Source organism: Bacillus pumilus (assembly GCF_038738535.1).
Classification (GTDB): Bacteria; Bacillota; Bacilli; order Bacillales; family Bacillaceae; genus Bacillus.
In genome coordinates this window covers 2,549,784-2,568,702 of record NZ_CP046128.1, presented here as the reverse complement: position 1 = coordinate 2,568,702, position 18,919 = coordinate 2,549,784, and the positions used below count along the sequence as shown (strand labels likewise).

At 43.5% G+C, this 18,919-nt stretch carries 16 protein-coding genes and 1 other annotated feature; of the genes, 13 read left to right on the top strand and 3 right to left on the bottom strand.

Annotated features, from left to right (window positions below):
* The first annotated feature begins 166 nt into the window (after positions 1–166).
* From GKC25_RS13000 to ccpA, 7 genes are all read left to right on the top strand, one after another.
* A complete protein-coding gene (locus tag GKC25_RS13000) occupies positions 167–2,914 on the top strand; it encodes a DNA translocase FtsK (protein WP_342689828.1) in 2,748 nt (915 codons plus the stop codon).
* A gap of 303 nt (positions 2,915–3,217) precedes the next feature.
* Positions 3,218–4,516 (top strand): UDP-N-acetylmuramate--L-alanine ligase, encoded by a 1,299-nt coding sequence (gene murC, locus GKC25_RS12995; RefSeq protein ID WP_034665503.1) that lies wholly within the window; start codon positions 3,218–3,220, stop codon positions 4,514–4,516.
* 225 nt (positions 4,517–4,741) lie between these two features.
* Positions 4,742–5,161 (top strand): DUF948 domain-containing protein, encoded by a 420-nt coding sequence (locus GKC25_RS12990; protein ID WP_187704021.1) that lies wholly within the window; start codon positions 4,742–4,744, stop codon positions 5,159–5,161.
* A 26-nt stretch (positions 5,162–5,187) separates the two neighbouring features.
* Positions 5,188–5,658 carry a YtxH domain-containing protein gene (locus GKC25_RS12985; protein WP_034665507.1) on the top strand — a complete coding sequence of 157 codons (471 nt, stop codon included), beginning with the start codon at positions 5,188–5,190 and terminating at the stop codon, positions 5,656–5,658.
* Positions 5,659–5,691: 33 nt separating this feature from the next.
* Complete coding sequence (gene ytxJ, locus GKC25_RS12980) at positions 5,692–6,015, top strand: bacillithiol system redox-active protein YtxJ (RefSeq protein ID WP_034665511.1); 324 nt, start codon at positions 5,692–5,694, stop codon at positions 6,013–6,015.
* Positions 6,016–6,232: 217 nt separating this feature from the next.
* Positions 6,233–7,309: a bifunctional 3-deoxy-7-phosphoheptulonate synthase/chorismate mutase gene (locus GKC25_RS12975; protein WP_003217626.1), complete on the top strand. Its 1,077-nt coding sequence runs from the start codon at positions 6,233–6,235 to the stop codon at positions 7,307–7,309.
* Positions 7,310–7,760: 451 nt separating this feature from the next.
* Positions 7,761–8,762: a catabolite control protein A gene (ccpA, locus tag GKC25_RS12970; protein ID WP_034665514.1), complete on the top strand. Its 1,002-nt coding sequence runs from the start codon at positions 7,761–7,763 to the stop codon at positions 8,760–8,762.
* A gap of 42 nt (positions 8,763–8,804) precedes the next feature.
* Here ccpA and GKC25_RS12965 read toward each other — a convergent pair whose 3' ends face one another.
* Genes GKC25_RS12965 through GKC25_RS12955 form a run of 3 tightly spaced genes read right to left on the bottom strand, consistent with a single transcriptional unit; the run spans position 8,805 to position 11,275 of the window.
* Entirely contained in the window at positions 8,805–9,965 is a 1,161-nt protein-coding gene (locus GKC25_RS12965) for an acetoin utilization protein AcuC (RefSeq protein WP_066030541.1), read from the bottom strand.
* Positions 9,962–10,603, bottom strand: a complete 642-nt coding sequence (locus GKC25_RS12960) for a CBS and ACT domain-containing protein (protein WP_034665520.1) — start codon at positions 10,601–10,603, stop codon at positions 9,962–9,964. Before GKC25_RS12960 ends, GKC25_RS12965 begins: the two co-directional genes overlap by 4 nt.
* A gap of 39 nt (positions 10,604–10,642) precedes the next feature.
* On the bottom strand, positions 10,643–11,275 hold the full coding sequence (locus tag GKC25_RS12955; RefSeq protein ID WP_034665523.1) for a GNAT family N-acetyltransferase: 633 nt from the start codon (positions 11,273–11,275) through the stop codon (positions 10,643–10,645).
* A gap of 155 nt (positions 11,276–11,430) precedes the next feature.
* Here GKC25_RS12955 and acsA point away from each other — a divergent pair, with 155 nt between their 5' ends.
* The 6 genes from acsA to GKC25_RS12925 all read left to right on the top strand — a co-directional run bounded on the left by acsA (position 11,431) and on the right by GKC25_RS12925 (position 18,778).
* Positions 11,431–13,155, top strand: a complete 1,725-nt coding sequence (acsA, locus tag GKC25_RS12950) for an acetate--CoA ligase (protein ID WP_034665526.1) — start codon at positions 11,431–11,433, stop codon at positions 13,153–13,155.
* Between the two features lie 59 nt (positions 13,156–13,214).
* Positions 13,215–13,453, top strand: a binding site (T-box leader).
* A 53-nt stretch (positions 13,454–13,506) separates the two neighbouring features.
* On the top strand, positions 13,507–14,775 hold the full coding sequence (tyrS, locus tag GKC25_RS12945; RefSeq protein WP_034665529.1) for a tyrosine--tRNA ligase: 1,269 nt from the start codon (positions 13,507–13,509) through the stop codon (positions 14,773–14,775).
* Positions 14,776–15,085: 310 nt separating this feature from the next.
* Positions 15,086–15,673 (top strand): esterase/lipase family protein, encoded by a 588-nt coding sequence (locus GKC25_RS12940; RefSeq protein WP_370876317.1) that lies wholly within the window; start codon positions 15,086–15,088, stop codon positions 15,671–15,673.
* Between the two features lie 100 nt (positions 15,674–15,773).
* A complete protein-coding gene (locus tag GKC25_RS12935; protein WP_034665533.1) occupies positions 15,774–15,983 on the top strand; it encodes a hypothetical protein in 210 nt (69 codons plus the stop codon).
* A gap of 71 nt (positions 15,984–16,054) precedes the next feature.
* The gene (locus tag GKC25_RS12930; protein ID WP_187704020.1) at positions 16,055–16,618 is read left to right on the top strand and encodes a cysteine hydrolase family protein; all 564 of its coding nucleotides are present in this window, start codon (positions 16,055–16,057) and stop codon (positions 16,616–16,618) included.
* Positions 16,619–16,918: 300 nt separating this feature from the next.
* Positions 16,919–18,778 carry a beta strand repeat-containing protein gene (locus GKC25_RS12925; RefSeq protein ID WP_342689827.1) on the top strand — a complete coding sequence of 620 codons (1,860 nt, stop codon included), beginning with the start codon at positions 16,919–16,921 and terminating at the stop codon, positions 18,776–18,778.
* Positions 18,779–18,919 lie beyond the last annotated feature (141 nt).

Genomic DNA, 18,919 nt, shown 5'->3' with positions numbered 1-18,919 from the left:
AATGTGTTATACCAAAAGTCACTAAGTACGTACTTAGTGACTTTTTTTCATCTACAGACAGCACAAATAGCAAAGAGCAGCACTTTTCTCGCTTTTCTGCATGAAAAAGCAATGGTATACTAAAAATCGCCCAAGAAAACGTAAGGGGAGTTAAAGTGAGTGATAAATGATGAGTTGGTTAGATAAATTTTTTAGTGTATTTTTAGGAGAAGAAAAGAAAGAAGAAAAAGCTGTGAGACCTGAGGAAGGTCCAGCTGCACCAGCCCAGCCAGTTTTTGAACAGCATAAAGAATATAAGAAAATTGAAGATACAAAAGTCTATTATGAATATCCGAAAGGCAACTTCCGCTTTCCGCTCGTTCCAGATGAACCTCTGCGTGACGGAGTGAAGCAGGAAAGAAGACGCGCAAAGCCAAGCAAGCCAAAGGCTAAGCAGAAGACCTATGAGCCAAAACAAACGGTGCAGCCTGACATCAATAAAAAGCCATTCAAAACAGAGCAAATTCCATCACCGATCTATGGCTATCATCAGGATATGCGTCCAAAACGAACAGAAGCGAAAGAAGAATCATCTCCTGTTCAAATGAAAGCAGCAGAAACAGCGCAGCGTGTCACCCTGTTATCAGAAGAGGCAGAGCGTGTACGAAATGTCAGACAGCAAATGAACATTCCGTCAATACGGAAAGAAAATCGTATGGAAGAAACGGTTTCAACCCCAGCAGAAGAAAAAGTGGACATGCAAACAGACGTGACCCCGCTCACTTTGCAAGAGGAACTCGCTTATCAGGATCACGTTCAATCGACGATGGAGCGTTTAAATGACGAGCCTTTCATTCAAACAGAGGAAAAAGAGCCAGCCTTTTCTGAGCCTCAAGACCATATTGAAGCTGACTTACATAATCAGGAGGCCGAAGCTTATCAAGAACAGCCGGTAGAGGCTGAGCCGGAACAGGATGTCTCAAGCGATGACGAAGAAATAAAAGGCGAGCCGGTACATCAGTTTGTAGATCATACGGAGGAAATAGAACCGTTTACATTCGAAACAGCAGAAGACACACATCCCGCAATTGAAATGGAAGTAGACATGCCGGCAGAAGAAGTTGAGGTAACAGAAGACATCACAGCAGAACCGGTCGCGGAAATAGAAGCTGATTCCATAGAAGATCATCAAGAAGAAGTGCCAGCGGCAGCATTGGAAGAAGCTGAGCCAGTCGCCAAGCATGATCTGCAAGAAGACCAATTGTTGGAAGAAGCTGAAATAGTAGAAGATCAAATGATGCCAATAGAACAAGTAGCAGACGATGAGACCGCTACTGAACCAGCAGAACCTGTCATAGAGCAGCAAGAAAAGCAAGAACAAGTGCATGAAGTGATGGAAGAAAAACCGAAACAAGCAGCTCCGCAGACGCAACGTACAAGCGGACAAACCTCAACGGTACCTTTTAACGTCATGATGTTAAAAAGTGATCAGCGTGTGCAAGGGCAAAAGAAAGCAGCAGATGCACAAGGGTATGTTTTTCCAAGTCTCGCCCTTTTAGACGTACCTCCAGCTCAAAAAGAAGAGGACGGGACATGGGTGAAAGAGCGGGCAGAGCTGCTCAATGCCACGCTGAAAAATTTCAATGTCAGAGCAAGTGTGGTTCATGTCACGCAAGGCCCTTCTGTGACAAGGTTTGAAGTACATCCAGAACCAGGTGTCAAAGTGAACAAAATCACGAACCTATCAGATGATATTAAACTCAGTTTGTCCGCAAAAGATATTCGAATCGAAGCACCGATTCCAGGTAAGAACACGATCGGGATCGAAGTGCCGAACCTTCACAGTAAAATGGTTTTCTTACGAGAGATGATCAGAAGCAGTGCATTTAGAGAAAATCCATCACCTTTAACAGCAGCACTCGGATTAGATATATCTGGCCAGCCTGTTGTGGTTGATCTGCAAAAAATGCCGCATGGCTTAATTGCTGGAGCAACAGGGTCAGGAAAAAGTGTCTGTATCAATACCATTTTAGTGAGCTTAATGTTTAAAGCGTCACCAGATGAAGTAAAAATGCTCTTAATCGACCCTAAAATGGTTGAATTAGCGCCATATAATCACATTCCGCATCTCGTGAGTCCTGTCATCACCGATGCCAAGACAGCGACAGCCGCTCTGAAATGGGTAGTGGATGAAATGGAAAGGCGCTACGAACTGTTTGCGCACTCTGGCGTGAGAGAAATTAAACGATTCAATGAGCTTGTCAAAGAAAAACAAATGGGTGAAAAACTGCCTTATCTTGTCGTTGTGATCGATGAGCTCGCTGATTTAATGATGGTCGCACCAAATGAAGTCGAAGAAAGCATTTGCCGAATCGCACAAAAAGCAAGAGCATGCGGCATTCATTTATTGATTGCGACACAAAGACCTTCTGTTGATGTCATCACAGGACTCATTAAAGCCAATATCCCAACAAGAATTGCTTTCTCTGTCTCAAGTCAGGTAGATTCTAGAACGATCATTGACATGGCAGGTGCAGAAAAGCTTCTCGGAAAAGGAGACATGCTTTTCTTAGAAAATGGCTCCGGCAAGCCGACGAGGCTGCAAGGGAACTTTGTATCAGACCGTGAGATTGATCAAGTAGTGGCACATGTAAGAAAACAGCGTAAGCCAGTGTTCCTTTTCGAACAGGAGGAATTAATGCTCCAAGGCTCTGCGATTACAGATGAAGACGAATTGTTTATGGATGCCTGCCGTTTTGCGATTGAGCAGAATAGCGCTAGTACATCGAGTTTGCAGCGAAGATTTAGAATTGGCTACAATCGTGCAGCCAGATTGATCGACATGATGGAACGCGAGGGCATGATCTCTGGTGCAAAAGGCAGTAAGCCAAGGGAAGTCCTCATGACACTGAGTGACTTAGAACAGCTGATCTAAACAAACCACTTCATTTTTTTTATAAACATGGTATGATAGCACATAGGTGCAATTTTGTAATTGGACGCTTTTCGTATGCCTGTCAGAACGCTTTTTTATGTAAAATGAGCGAAAGCAGGTGTTAGAAATAGGAAAGTTGTCGGATACTAATCATAGTTAATATTGATTAGAATAGGAAGATCGGAAAAAAATCTTTATTTGGAGCTGCGATCTGTGAGCCGCTAGAGGCGAAAATCACAAGTTGCAAATTGAAATGAGCGTCATATACTGTAAGTCAGATAGACGTTTGTTGGAGGTACAATTATGACTGTTTATCATTTTGTTGGAATAAAAGGGACAGGTATGAGTCCACTGGCCCAAATTCTTCATGATACTGGGTATACTGTCCAAGGATCGGATATCGAAAAACATATCTTTACACAAAAAGCATTAGAAGAACGAAATATTAAAATTCTTCCATTTGACCCAGATAATATTCAGCCAGGGATGACCGTGATTGCAGGTAATGCATTTCCTGATACGCACCCTGAGATTGAACGTGCCCTTTCTGAAGGGATTCCTGTCATTCGTTACCATAAATTCCTTGGAGAATACATGGATTCATTCACAAACGTTGCGATTACTGGTGCTCATGGTAAAACGTCGACAACAGGACTGCTTGCCCATGTGATGCAATCAGCGAAACCAACTTCATACTTAATCGGTGATGGATCTGGTATGGGGAAAGAAAACAGCGAGTATTTTGTATTTGAAGCATGCGAATACCGCAGACACTTCCTTAGCTATCATCCAGACTATGCGATCATGACCAATATTGATTTTGATCATCCTGATTATTTCTCGGACATTGACGACGTGTTTGATGCATTTCAAAACATGGCGCTTCAAGTGAAAAAAGCCATTATCGCTTGCGGTGATGATGAGCATCTGCCCAAGATTCAAGCGAAGGTACCTGTTGTGTACTACGGTTTCAATGAAGAAAATGATTTCCAAGCACGCAATGTTGTGAAAAACACGGAAGGCACTACATTTGATGTATTTGTACGCAATACGTTTTATGATACCTTCTACATTCCTGCCTACGGAAATCATAATGTCCTCAATTCATTAGCTGTGATTGCATTATGTCACTATGAAGCCATTGATGTAGAGCTCATCAAAGGGGCACTAATGACATTTGGCGGGGTGAAACGCCGCTTTAATGAAAAAGTGGTCGGTGAGCAGGTTTTAATTGACGACTATGCCCATCACCCAACGGAGATTGAAGTCACCATTGAAGCAGCACGTCAAAAATATCCAGACCGTGATATTGTCGCTGTCTTCCAGCCGCATACCTTCACACGTACACAGCAATTCTTAAGTGAATTTGCTGACAGTCTGAAAAAAGCGGACTATGTATACCTATGCGATATTTTCGGTTCAGCCCGTGAAAACATTGGGAAGCTGAGTATCGAAGATTTACGAGAAAAAATCCCGCAGGCCCAATTGATTGCGGAAGAAGATACATCTGTGCTGAAAGCGCACGAAGATGGGATTCTGATCTTTATGGGAGCAGGAGACATTCAAAAATATCTGCGTGCTTATGAGAAAGTCGCTGTATAAATGCTTAAAGGAAAAGTGCCGTTTTGGTCGGCACTTTTTTTATTTTGAATAAAATGTGACAAAGGGGCTAAATGTGTCAACATCTGCCGCTTTTTTTCGTTCGCTGTGGACAGGAATCAGCGAATAAGTGTAGAATTATTATTCAATCGGTCATTCTAGGCGATGTTTGAATGATACAACGAGAGGGTAATGAATTGCATATGCCCGCAGCAAAGGAGGTATCAGATGATTATTATTCTATATCTAAGCGTTGCACTGATCGCAATTGCTTTCCTCATTCTTGTCATCCATTTGTCCAAAACATTAAAATCCTTACAGCTGACATTAAAGAATGTTGCATCAACTTTAGAAGGTCTTGAAGGTCAGATGCAAGGGATCACCACAGAGACGACACAGTTGCTACATAAGACGAATCAGCTTGCTGAAGATATTCAAGACAAATCGGCAAAACTCAACACAGTTGTGGATGCGGTGCAGGGAATTGGCGGCTCGATCAACCAATTTAATACAAGCATAAAGCAGGCAGCTGGTGCAGTTTCTTCATCCGTTGAACGAAATCAAGAAAAAGTCACGGATGTGGTAAGCTGGAGTAACGCAGCACTTGAAATTTATAAAAAATGGAAACAACGAAAGCACCAAAAATAAACCATTTTCGCATAGGAGGAATAATCATGAGCAAAGACGGAATCAATAGCAAAGACTTTTTGATCGGAACACTTATTGGTGGAATTGTTGGTGCAACAACAGCCTTATTTTTAGCACCGAAGTCAGGGAAAGAGCTTCGCGATGATTTGAACACCCAAGCGAATGTTTTAAAAGAAAAAACAGATCGCCTCACAACAGATGCAAAAGAAAGAGGCACTGAATATGTGACGATTGCGAAAGATAAAACGTCTGAATTGTCCCAACTGGTAGCAGAACAGTCAAACCAGATTTTAGACAAAGTGAAAGACATAAAAGAGCGTGCAGCTGGAAAAGCTAATCATGTGAAAAGTGAAGCAGAAGATGCAGCAGCTGACCTAGCAAATGAAGCTTCAGATGTAGCAGACGAAGCAAAAGTACGAGCACAAGAAGCGAAATCAGAAATTGAAGATGGCATCAAAGATGTCAAAGAAAAAGTAGAACAATCGACTAAAGGCTAACTCTCACTGCTCGGAGTGAAGAAGGAGAACATCATGTCAAAACAACTCATTGAAACAGAAGAACAGTTTGATCAACTAACGAATCAAGATGGGACGTTTGTCTTTTTTAAGCACAGTTTGACATGTCCGATCAGTCAAGCGGCTTTTCAAGAGTTTGAAGCATTTGCGTCTGCACATGAAGACGTGCCTACTTATTTCTTGCAAATCCAAAACACAAGAGAGCTTTCATCCTATGTGACTGAAAAGTCGGGGGTAAAGCATGAAAGTCCCCAGGCACTCGTCTTTAGCGGTGGAAAAGTGAAGTGGCATGCATCTCACTCAAGCATTACAAAAGAAGCGCTTGAACATAATCTGTAGAAGAAACGTCAGCAATTGCTGACGTTTTTTTATAAAAAAAGGTTTACTTCAACTAAAAGTATGCTATAATCTTACACATAATACTTTATCGCTTAAAAGCGTTTGGGTAATAAAGAAAATTTTCGTGACAATTCCGAAATCTTTGTTTATAATAAACCCTATCATGAGAGAATGAAAAAATAAAAAGCGAGAACAGGCAGAGGAAAGGATGACAAAAATGAGCAACAATGAACTAGAACAATTGAGACAGCAGGCAGATGAACTAAATCTTCAAATCTTAAAACTGATCAATGAAAGAGGAAGCATAGTAAAAGAAATTGGAAAGGCGAAAGAAGCGCAAGGTGTCAACCGTTATGATCCTGTCAGAGAGCGCACAATGCTGAACCAAATTCTTGAAGCAAATGATGGACCGTTCGAAAACTCAACGATTCAGCATATTTTCAAAGAGATTTTCAAAGCAGGTCTAGAGCTTCAAGAAGATGACCACAGCAAAGCACTTCTTGTTTCTCGTAAGAAAAAATCGGAAAATACAATCGTGAACATCAATGGAGAAGCGATCGGTGATGGGAAACAGCGCTTCATCGTTGGACCATGTGCTGTTGAAAGCTACGAGCAAGTCGCAGAAGTTGCGGCAGCAGCGAAACAGCAAGGACTAAAACTACTTCGCGGAGGTGCATTTAAACCTCGCACAAGTCCATACGATTTCCAAGGACTTGGTGTAGACGGTCTAAAAATTCTAAAGCGTGTAGCGGATGAATACGGTCTTGCTGTCATTAGTGAAATCGTCAATCCTGCTCATATTGAAGAAGCGATTGAGCATATCGATGTCATCCAAATTGGTGCACGAAACATGCAAAACTTTGAGCTATTAAAAGCAGCCGGATCTGTGAAGAAACCAGTTCTTTTAAAGCGTGGTCTTGCAGCGACAATTTCAGAATTCATCAATGCAGCTGAATACATCATCGCCCAAGGAAATGACCAAATCATCCTTTGCGAGCGCGGTATCCGCACATACGAAACAGCGACAAGAAATACACTAGATATCTCTGCTGTGCCAATCTTGAAACAAGAGACACATTTACCAGTCTTCGTTGATGTGACGCACTCAACTGGACGTAGAGATCTTCTCCTTCCAACAGCGAAAGCAGCTCTTGCGATTGGAGCAGACGGTGTTATGGCAGAAGTGCACCCAGATCCATCTGTTGCTCTATCTGACTCAGCGCAGCAAATGGACATTCCTCAATTCGAAAAATGGTTAGATGCGTTAAGACCACTTGTTAACATTCACGCGTAATCATAGATAGAAAAGCCGCCGGATAACTGCCCGGCGGTTTTTCTATGGATAAAATATGATGGAGATTGGGAATGAAAGGAAAAGAGCACATTACAAGCCTCAAAAGTGCTTGTTCACAATGTTTTCATTTTTAAAATTCGATAGAATCTGCTAAGATCATTGTCATAGCTGACGTTCTCGACGATTTTTCATGAAATATGATTCAATTTACAGGTAACAAGCTCATTAAAGTTTGTTTAATTTAGTTATAAAAAGAAAGGGAACGTTTTCATATGGTGAAAAAACGTGTATAATTTCATAAAAGAATGTCATTTTGATGTAGATTGAAAAATTATGTGTCTCTTTTCATCGTTTTAATGACAAATAGGATATTATTTTCCTCGTATCTGACATGTCTCTATCCAATTGGTGAATGCTATAGATATGAAGTGTATTTGAAGGAGTGATTTATGTGAATAATGTTACAATATATGATGTAGCAAGAGAAGCAAATGTAAGTATGGCAACGGTATCACGCGTAGTGAATGGTAATCCGAATGTAAAACCAACAACAAGAAAAAAGGTACTTGAAGCGATTGATCGTCTTGGCTACCGTCCGAATGCTGTGGCACGAGGCCTTGCAAGTAAAAAAACTACAACAGTTGGGGTGATCATCCCTGATATTTCTAGTATCTTCTATTCGGAGCTTGCTCGCGGAATTGAAGATATCGCCACGATGTATAAGTACAACATCATTTTAAGCAACTCAGATCAAAATACCGATAAAGAGCTTCATCTATTAAATACAATGCTAGGTAAACAAGTAGATGGGATTGTCTTTATGGGCGGAAACATCACAGATGTGCTTGTTGAAGAATTTAAGCGCTCTCCTGTGCCAATTGTTCTTGCAGCATCTGTTGAAGAGCAGGCTCAAACACCATCTGTCAATATCAACTACGAGCAAGCGATTTATGATTCAGTTCAGCTTTTAGTTGAGAAAGGACATAAGCGAATTGCCTTCGTATCTGGCCCAATGTCAGAACCGATTAACTCTATGAGAAAGCTTGCAGGTTATAAGCGTGCGCTTGAAGAAGCGGGCATCGCATTTGACGATGCGCTCGTCGCTGAAGGCGATTACTCCTATGATTCTGGAATTGAATCACTTGCTCATTTACTTGAGCAGTCTGACAAGCCGACAGCTGTTATTGCGGCTACCGATGAAATGGCGCTAGGTGTCATTCACGGAGCACAAGATAGAGGCGTATCGATTCCTGAGGACTTAGAAGTGATTGGCTTTGATAACACGAGACTTTCTCTCATGGTGCGTCCTCAGCTGACAACAGTTGTTCAGCCGACCTATGATATTGGCGCTGTCGCAATGAGACTGCTGACAAAGCTGATGAACAAAGAACAAGTGGACGATCAAATTGTTGAGCTTCCGCACAGAATTGAAGAAAGACAATCAACAAAATAAAACGAAAAAGCAGGCTTACACATTAGTGAATGCCTGCTTTTCTTATGCATTTTTCTTTTCTCTTCTTACAGGCATAAGTGCTTTTTCTACAGTTTGAGCATTCTTTTCTGTGATTTCTGCTTTTCTTGGGATCGGTGGATATAAATCGTCAGGGTCCCCCCATGTCGATGGCAGGCTGACAGGCGATTGTTTATGCCAAGCCTGAACCCAGTCCTGAGGCAGTTCAGCCGGCGGTGTGATGCCTTTCATCTCAAGCCAAATCCGGCTCCATGCCCTTGGAACGACACGCCAAATATCATATCCCCCTCCGCCAACAGCAATCCATTTGCCATCACAATATTGATGCGCTAACTCATGGGCAAGTCTAGGAATTTCCTCATATATTTTCATGGTGGCAGATAAATGGGTTAACGGATCATAGTAGTGTGCATCCGCGCCGTTTTGCGTCAAAATCACATCTGGTTTAAAAAAAGCAGCAATTTCAGTCACTGCTGTTCGGTATGCTTCGAGGAACGATTCGTCTTCTGTAAATGCATCAAGCGGAATATTATAGGCGTAGCCATAGCCTTTATCGTGACCTCTTTCCTGTACTTGTCCAGTTCCAGGGAACAAGTAGCGCCCCGTTTCATGAATAGAGACCGTACAGACCTCTGGGTCGTCATAGAAGCTGAATTGTACACCATCTCCATGATGGGCATCTGTATCAATATATAAAATTCTTGCACCATATGTCTTTTGAATATATTGTATTGCCACGGAGCTGTCATTATATATACAAAAGCCAGATGCACGTCCTTTAAACCCGTGGTGAAGTCCGCCGCCAAGATTGAGTGCATGCTGCGAGTGTCCCATCATTACTTGGTCAACGGCTGTTAATGTCCCGCCAACAAGGAGAGAAGCTGCCTCATGCATACCTGCAAACATCGGTGTATCCTCCGTGCCAAGGCCGTAGCGTTCACCCTCTGCTGTAGAGAGCTTTCCTTCACTAGCCCGCTGCACAGCTTGAATATAATCGGCTGTATGGACGAGCTTTAATTCCTCCAGTGTCGCCATACGCGGTGCGACGATCTCATCATCTGTTAACGCCTTCATTTTTTGAAGAAGATCATATGTTAAGTAGACACGAAGCTGATTGAAGGGATGGTCTTGGTGAAATTGGTACGTTTGAAAAGAGGGTGAAAAAACAAAGGTCGCTTCCTTCATTTGATCGTCTGCTCCATTGGCCACAGCACCTTATAGCCTTTTGCACGAATCAGCTTCGTCACATGATCTGCATGAATGGTTTGAAGGCGGAATACGAGCACTTTAGAGGCTTCATTTGCATGCGGATACACGAGCACACTCAGCATTTGAATATGCTGCTCCTTTAAAATGGCCGTAATGTCTGCGAGGCCTTCTGTCATCTGGTCCACTTCAACCTCTAAGTGTGACCCAGGCTGATCTGCACCTGTCAGTCTGACAAACGTACGAAGCAAATCAGTCTTTGTGATAATGCCTACGAGCTTGCCTCGTCTCACCACTGGAAGGCAGCCAATTCCGTGTTCAAAAAAGACACTTGAAATCTCTTCAACGAAATCAAGCGGATGAGCAGTGATCGTCTCTAATACCATGATCTCTTCAACAGGACGCTGAATAAAGAGCTGCCTTTTTTCTGTTTCAAATATACTTGGACTGGCATTTTTAATATCCCGGTCTGTCACCATCCCAATGACAGAACCTTGATCAGATACGATCGGAATATGCCGAATGTGATGTGCACTCATTTTTTGAATGGCTTCTTCAATCGTATCGGTTTTTCGCAGCGTGATCACATCACGCTCCATAATTTGTTCAATCATCATTGTTTACCAATCCCCTTTGCCAAAAAAACGAATTGAACGTTAATACATAAAGCGTTGATGGAAGCGAAGACGATCGAAACGCTCAATCGAATCAGGATTCACATTTTTCCCGATTCTGGCCATTAAACAATTGGCTGGATGTGAGCTGATCTCTGGCTCGTCTGTTGCAAACCAGACAAGACCGCCTGCGTTCATCATTTTCTCCATCATTTTGCGGTACTCCCACACGTTTTTCTTTGTCCCCTTTAAATCCCAATGCCAGTAATATTCAGTTGTAATGATGATATAATTCTCCATTTGCTCATCCATCATGCTCACATCAAGTAAATGCTTGCCAAGTGAGCAGCCTCTAAATGGAGGAGCGACCTCAATCGCGCCAAGCTCGATTAAATTGTCCATTTTACCCTCTGACCAGCGCTCAAGCGGATCAGGATACAAATACGTGACATAGCCTACGACAAGCTCATCCATTCTTGCAATGATAATACGTCCTTCTGGAAGGTCTGCTATTTCAACAAGTGCTTGTTTCTGTTCCTCAGGCGTGCGAAATGCCGTCAGTCCTTCATGAAAGGTATAGTTCGCAAGCTCTGGTGCAGGTACCGGACCTTCAATAAGGATGGAACCTGTTTCTTGCTCAATGGTTTTTGAATAATAAGTTTTAGGATGCTCCACGTATCCACCGCCTCAAATTCTAGTGAGTCGTCTCTATTTTATCTTAAAACTTGCAAGAATTAAAACGGTTTCACCATAAGTTTTTTAAAAATTGAGAAAAAAAGTCATCTATACTATAATGGTCATTGTAAACGTATGCAAAGGGGGACTGTTTGATGAAATTGGAAACGCTGCCATCAGTAAAAGGGGACTATCATTTAAATGATTATGAGCAGGCATACAAAGAATTTTCATGGGAGGAAGCAAGAAAAAACTTCTCGTGGTATGAAACAGGAAACATAAATGCAGCCTATGAAGCGATTGACAGACATGCGGACTCGTTTCGTAAGAACAAGGTGGCGCTTCACTACAAAGATTCACAGCGTGATGAAAAGTATACGTTCAGGGATATGAAAATCAACACAAATAAAGCGGGAAATCTATTCAGAGAAAAGGCGCATGTGCAAAAAGGGGATCGCGTATTTATCTTTATGCCAAGATCACCTGAGCTCTATTTTCTTCTGCTTGGCGCAGTCAAAATTGGTGCGATCGTTGGTCCGTTATTTGAGGCATTTATGGAAGGAGCGGTCAAAGACCGTTTAGAAAATAGTGAGGCGAAGGTCATTGTGACAACGCCGGATCTGCTTGAACGCATTCCGTTTGCAGAGCTTCCGAAGCTTGAATCCGTCATCATTGTCGGCGGTGAAAAGGAAGACGTCGATGGCGTTCGGACAATCCATTACGAAGAGGCGTTTGAGCAGGCAGCAAAGGACCTTGAGATTGAATGGATGGATGAAAAAGACGGCTTTCTGCTTCATTACACGTCAGGGTCCACAGGTACGCCAAAAGGTGTGCTGCATGTCCATGGCGCAATGGTGCAGCAAGACCAGACCGGTAAATGGGTGCTTGATCTGAAAGAAGACGACGTCTACTGGTGTACAGCTGACCCAGGCTGGGTAACAGGCACAGTGTACGGCATTTTTTCACCGTGGTTAAATGGGGCGACGAATGTCATTTTAGGCGGCAGGTTTAACCCTGATACGTGGTATGAAACCATTGAATCACTAGGTGTGACCGTTTGGTACAGTGCTCCGACTGCCTTTAGAATGCTGATGGGAGCAGGAGATGACCTTATTCAAAAATATGATCTCAGCTCGCTCCGTCATGTGTTAAGTGTAGGTGAGCCTCTAAATCCAGAAGTCATCCGATGGGGAGACGCTGTATTTGGTAAACGAATTCATGACACTTGGTGGATGACTGAAACCGGTGCACAGCTGATTTGTAATTATCCATGCATGGACATCAAACCAGGTTCAATGGGGAAACCGATTCCAGGCGTAGAAGCTGCGATTGTCGATAATGCCGGAAATGAACTCCCGCCATACCGGATGGGCAACCTCGCCATCAAAAAAGGCTGGCCGTCTATGATGCATACGATCTGGAACAATCCTGAAAAATATGAATCTTACTTTATGCCGGGAGATTGGTATGTTTCAGGAGATTCAGCTTATATGGACGAAGACGGATACTTTTGGTTCCAGGGACGTGTCGATGATGTGATCATGACATCAGGAGAGCGGGTTGGTCCTTTTGAGGTGGAAAGTAAGCTGGTCGAACATCCGGCCATTGCAGAGGCTGGTGTCATTGGAAAACCAGATCCAGTCCGCGGTGAAATTATTAAAGCATTCATTGCGCTCAGAAGCGGTTATGAGCCGACAGATGAGCTGAAAGAAGAAATTCGTACGTTTGTGAAAAAAGGACTCGCTGCACATGCGGCACCGAGAGAAATCGAGTTTAAAGACAAACTACCTAAAACGCGAAGCGGAAAAATTATGAGACGTGTGCTAAAGGCGTGGGAACTGAATTTACCGGCTGGCGACCTATCGACAATGGAAGATTAATTTTTTTCATCAGTTGACTTGATACCAAAAGTATGTTTAAAATGACATTAGTTGAATATGTAAAGGTTTTGACTGAGATTCAGTAGAATTATCTTTCCCTGTCCAAGAGAGCTGACGGCTGGTGCGAGTCGGTACAAAGAGATATTCGAATTACCCTCACGAACCGCTTTTACGAAAAGGAGCATGCATGCTGCCCTGATTAGTGAAAGAACGGATCTGTCCGTTATCAGTGTAAGTGAAAAGACGTGATTTGTTGTCTTTTAAGCAGGGTGGTACCGCGATATATATCGTCCCTTCGTTCATTCGAAGGGGCGTTTTTTATGTTGAATTGTAAAAAAAGGAGAATTGGATATGAGTCAATTGATGGAAGAGTTATCGTTCAGAGGATTAATTCAGCAGCAAACAGATGAAGAAGGTTTAACAAAATTATTAGCAGAAGAAAAAATCAAGCTTTACTCCGGCTTTGATCCGACAGCTGACAGCTTGCACATTGGTCATCTATTGCCAATTTTAACATTACGCAGATTCCAGGAAGCGGGCCATCACCCGATTGCTCTTGTTGGCGGCGCGACTGGACTGATCGGCGATCCTAGCTTCAAAAAAGCAGAACGTTCACTAAACCCAGCAGAAATCGTAGAGCAGTGGTCAGATAAAATCAAAGGACAGCTGTCGCAATTTCTTGATTTTGAAGCAGACGAGAACCCAGCCGTAATCGTGAATAACTACGACTGGATCAGCCAGATGAATGTCATCACGTTCCTTCGTGATATTGGAAAGAACTTCGGTGTGAACTTCATGCTGGCAAAAGATATCGTCAGCTCGCGTATCGAGACAGGAATTTCGTACACAGAGTTCAGCTACGTCATCCTGCAATCTTTAGACTTCTTAAACCTTTACAGAAATGAAAACTGTAAGCTGCAAATTGGCGGAAGTGACCAGTGGGGAAATATCACATCTGGACTTGAGCTGATTCGTAAGTCTGAAGCAGAAGGGGCAAAAGCATTCGGTCTAACGATGCCGCTTGTCACTAAAGCAGATGGCACGAAGTTCGGTAAAACAGAAGGCGGCGCCATCTGGTTAGATAAAGAAAAAACGTCTCCATATGAGTTCTACCAATTCTGGATCAACACAGATGACCGTGACGTCGTGAAATACTTAAAATACTTTACGTTCTTATCGAAAGAAGAGATCGCATCGTACGAAGAAAAAGTACAAACAGCACCTGAAAAGCGTGAAGCACAGCGCCGTCTAGCAGAGGAAGTCACAACACTTGTACATGGACGTGAATCACTAGAACAGGCTGTCAACATCTCAAATGCGCTATTCAAAGGCGAGATCAAATCTCTTTCAGCCGAAGAAGTCAAAGTAGGCTTTAAAGATGTTCCATCAATGGAGAAAAGCAGCACAGAAGAATTAACACTTGTCGATGTCCTTGTTGAATCAAAGCTGTCTCCATCAAAACGTCAAGCACGTGAAGACATCACAAATGGTGCAGTTTCCATCAACGGAGAGAGACAAACCGATAAAGACTACGTCCTTTCAGCTGAAGATCGAATTGAAAACCAATTTACCGTCTTAAGAAGAGGGAAAAAGAAATACTTCCTTGTGAATTACAAATAAGAACGATGTGCAGCCGGCTGCGATAACCGGCTGCTTTTTTTATGCAAAATGAGAGATGAGTGCTCTTTGAAGAGTCTAATAGACTGTTCAAAGAGACTTTGTCTAGTCTTTTGGCATTGGCGTTGAGAGAGTCAAAGGTGCTTTTTCATTATTTATTTTCTATAAATTGATTGAACAAACAGTGCCTTGTTCACTTTTTTTACATATTTTTCTTGTATAAAATAGAGTCGAATAAGATGAATAAGGGGGAATGAAAGTGATTCGTTTTAAGAAAAGGAGTTTGCAAATTCTTGTTGTGCTTGCATTGGTGATGGGTTCAATGGCCTTCATCCAGCCAAAAGAGATCAGAGCGGCTGAGCATAATCCGGTTGTGATGGTACATGGCATGGGCGGTGCGTCTTATAACTTTGCTTCGATTAAAAGTTACTTGGTATCACAAGGATGGGATCGAAACCAATTATTTGCTATCGATTTCATAGACAAAACAGGTAATAACCGCAACAATGGTCCGCGTCTATCCAGATTCGTCAAAGATGTGCTAGCCAAAACAGGTGCCAAAAAAGTTGATATTGTGGCTCATAGTATGGGCGGAGCGAACACGTTATACTATATTAAGAATCTAGACGGCGGCGATAAAATAGAAAACGTCGTTACACTTGGTGGAGCGAACGGACTCGTTTCACTCAGAGCATTACCAGGCACCGATCCAAATCAAAAAATCCTTTACACCTCTGTCTATAGCTCAGCCGATCTTATCGTCGTCAACAGCCTCTCGCGTTTAATTGGCGCAAGAAACGTCCTCATTCACGGCGTTGGTCACATCGGTCTATTAGCTTCAAGCCAAGTCAAAGGCTATATCAAAGAAGGACTGAATGGCGGGGGACAGAATACGAATTAAAAAATGAAAAAAGACAGCGACTTGTGCTGTCTTTTTTTGATGTCATCGGACATATGACAGCTGCTAGATGATGAAAGAAGGTTATAATGGAGGTAAAATGATGACACAAAAACTCAAGCAATATTTTTTAGGATATTTCCTCTATTATCCGTGCTCATTTCTCCTCATTTATTTCATCTGGATGAAGTTTGTTAAATCAGTTCAAATAGGCGAGGTGATGTCCAACTGTACATCAATCATTGGTATCTATTACATCGTTGCCAGTGTGTGGTTTGTTTTTTTGATGCAAAAACAGGCAAAACATCATTAAAAGCATGTACAAATGGATCACCATTCCTTACACTACATGTAGTAAATGAGAATCTACGGAGGTGGGCGTTTGTGCAAAAGAATCAAAAGGCTTTGCTCATTGTGGATGTACAGAAGGCGTTCGAGCATGAAAAATGGGGAGAACGAAATAATCTAGATGCAGAGAAAAATATCAGTCGTTTATTGACGTTTTGGAGAGAGAAAGGCTGGACAGTGATTCATATTCAGCATACATCTGACAAGCCGGACTCCTTATTTCATCCGGCAAATGAAGGGCATCTTTTCAAAGATATCGCCAAACCGCTAGAGGAAGAAACGGTGATACGAAAGAAAGTCAACAGCAGCTTTATTGGCACAAACTTGGAGGAACAACTAAGATCAAACGAGATCGACACTGTTGTAATCGCAGGATTAACAACACCGCACTGCGTATCTACAACAACAAGAATGAGCGGCAATCTAGGCTTTGATACATATCTCATTTCTGATGCATCTGCTGCCTTTGGACTAACAGATCAAAACGGTACATATTATGATCCCGAAATGATTCATCGGCTATCACTTGCTACATTGCATGATGAATTTGCTACTGTCATGACAACAGATCAATTGATTAGTAATTGGATGGTAAAATAAAAGATATCGCTATACGCTTAATAATACTTGAGTGAACCATGGAACAAAAAAATCCTCTGGAATTCTAGGGGATTTTTTTCATGATAGATTATATAGTTTTGGATAGCTTCTTGAGACAGGCTAGTCATCATGAAAAAGTTTAGCGCAAAATACAATCAAATTTTCACAACCAAAAGACTTTTGGAATACTATAGAAATTTATATTTATTCTACGCTTATCTTTATTCTTTGTACGTTTTACTTATCTGCACCTATTTACAGATGTAACATATGAATAATGATAAAGGAGATGAACAACTGATGGGTTGTGATAAGTATAAAAAATGCCCTTATTGTAAACAGAAACTATCAAAATCAAACTGTTGCATCATTTGTGAAACAAAAGTAATTGTAGGGCGACGAGGATTACGGGGATTACGAGGGATTCGAGGAGCTACAGGAGCTACAGGAGTTACAGGAGCCACTGGACCTACAGGGGCCGCAGAAGCCACCGGAGCTACAGGAGCCACTGGAGCCACTGGTCCAACAGGAGCCACAGGAGATACCGGAGCAATCGGTCCAACAGGGGCTACAGGAGCCACGGGAGATATCGGAGCCACTGGTCCAACAGGAGCCACGGGAGATATCGGAGCCACTGGTCCAACAGGAGCCACAGGAGATACCGGAGCAATCGGTCCAACAGGGGCTACAGGAGCCACGGGAGATATCGGAGCCACTGGTCCAACAGGAGCCACGGGAGATATCGGAGCCACTGGTCCAACAGGAGCCACAGGAGATACCGGAGCAATCGGTCCAACAGGGGCTACAGGAGCCACGGGAGATATCGGAGCCACTGGAGCAACGGGTGCCACGGGAGATATCGGAGCCACTGGTCCAACGGGTGTCACTGGAGATATCGGAGCCACTGGTCCAACAGGTGCCACAGGAGATACCGGAGCGACGGGAGCGATCGGTCCAACAGGGGCTACAGGAGATACGGGAGCAATCGGTCCAACAGGAGCCACGGGAGATATCGGAGCCACTGGTCCAACAGGTGCCACAGGAGATACCGGAGCGACGGGAGCGATCGGTCCAACAGGGGCTACAGGAGATACGGGAGCAATCGGTCCAACAGGAGCCACGGGAGATATCGGAGCCACTGGTCCAACAGGTGCCACAGGAGATACGGGAGCAATCGGTCCAACAGGAGCCACGGGAGATATCGGAGCCACTGGTCCAACAGGTGCCACAGGAGATACCGGAGCGACGGGAGCGATCGGTCCAACAGGGGCTACAGGAGATACGGGAGCAATCGGTCCAACAGGAGCCACGGGAGATATCGGAGCCACTGGTCCAACAGGAGCCACAGGAAATACCGGAGCAATCGGTCCAACAGGTGCCACAGGAGATACCGGAGCGACGGGAGCGATCGGTCCAACAGGAGCCACGGGAGATATCGGAGCCACCGGAGCCACGGGAGCCACGGGAGATATCGGAGCCACTGGTCCGACAGGTGCTACAGGAGATACGGGAGCGATCGGTCCAACAGGAGCCACGGGAGCCACGGGAGATATCGGAGCCACTGGTCCGACAGGGGCTACAGGAGATACCGGAGCGACGGGAGCAATCGGTCCAACAGGAGCCACGGGAGATATCGGAGCCACTGGTCCAACGGGTGCCACGGGAGATATCGGAGCCACTGGTCCGACAGGGGCTACAGGAGATACCGGAGCGACCGGTCCAACAGGAGCCACGGGAGTCACAGGTGCAGGGCTAGCTGAATTTGCATATGTATACAATCTAAGTGCTCAAACAGTAGCTTTAGAAGCCCCGGTGATTTTTGACTCAACTGGAATTACTACTCCTGGTATTACACATGCCCCTGGAACTTCTCAAATTATAGTGACCAATCCAGGAAACTATGAGGTTACTTTTTCAGTTTCTGGCGTAGAGCCAAATCAATTCACCCTATTTGTAAATGGAGCTCCTGTGACGAACACAGTTTATGGGTCAGGAGCTGGTACTCAACAGAATAACGGCCAGGCAATCCTCGCTCTAGCAGCGGGTGACACGCTTACTCTTGTAAACCATACTTCCGCAGCAGCAGTTACTCTTCAAACCCTAGCAGGAGGGACTCAAACAAACGTGAACGCTTCTATTGTTATTAAAAAATTAGACTAACTTAAATGTTTAGAGATGCTTATAGAAGCACTCAAAAGGACCTTTTCATTTGAATATCTTTTTCAGCCGTTTCTTGGAAGTCTTGCCCGGTGCTCGTCTTGTGCATAGTCTGTTTCCCATTATATGTTTTAAATTCATTTG

Coding starts and splice junctions, on each gene's coding strand:
- acsA (WP_034665526.1), top strand. CDS start 11,431: ATGAAATTGGAAACGCTGCCATCAGTAAAAGGGGACTATCATTTAAAT.
- ytxJ (WP_034665511.1), top strand. CDS start 5,692: ATGTCAAAACAACTCATTGAAACAGAAGAACAGTTTGATCAACTAACG.
- GKC25_RS12975 (WP_003217626.1), top strand. CDS start 6,233: ATGAGCAACAATGAACTAGAACAATTGAGACAGCAGGCAGATGAACTA.
- GKC25_RS12965 (WP_066030541.1), bottom strand. CDS start 9,965: ATGAAGGAAGCGACCTTTGTTTTTTCACCCTCTTTTCAAACGTACCAA.
- GKC25_RS13000 (WP_342689828.1), top strand. CDS start 167: ATGATGAGTTGGTTAGATAAATTTTTTAGTGTATTTTTAGGAGAAGAA.
- GKC25_RS12925 (WP_342689827.1), top strand. CDS start 16,919: ATGGGTTGTGATAAGTATAAAAAATGCCCTTATTGTAAACAGAAACTA.
- murC (WP_034665503.1), top strand. CDS start 3,218: ATGACTGTTTATCATTTTGTTGGAATAAAAGGGACAGGTATGAGTCCA.
- tyrS (WP_034665529.1), top strand. CDS start 13,507: ATGAGTCAATTGATGGAAGAGTTATCGTTCAGAGGATTAATTCAGCAG.
- GKC25_RS12985 (WP_034665507.1), top strand. CDS start 5,188: ATGAGCAAAGACGGAATCAATAGCAAAGACTTTTTGATCGGAACACTT.
- GKC25_RS12990 (WP_187704021.1), top strand. CDS start 4,742: ATGATTATTATTCTATATCTAAGCGTTGCACTGATCGCAATTGCTTTC.
- GKC25_RS12940 (WP_370876317.1), top strand. CDS start 15,086: ATGGGTTCAATGGCCTTCATCCAGCCAAAAGAGATCAGAGCGGCTGAG.
- GKC25_RS12935 (WP_034665533.1), top strand. CDS start 15,774: ATGACACAAAAACTCAAGCAATATTTTTTAGGATATTTCCTCTATTAT.
- GKC25_RS12960 (WP_034665520.1), bottom strand. CDS start 10,603: ATGATGATTGAACAAATTATGGAGCGTGATGTGATCACGCTGCGAAAA.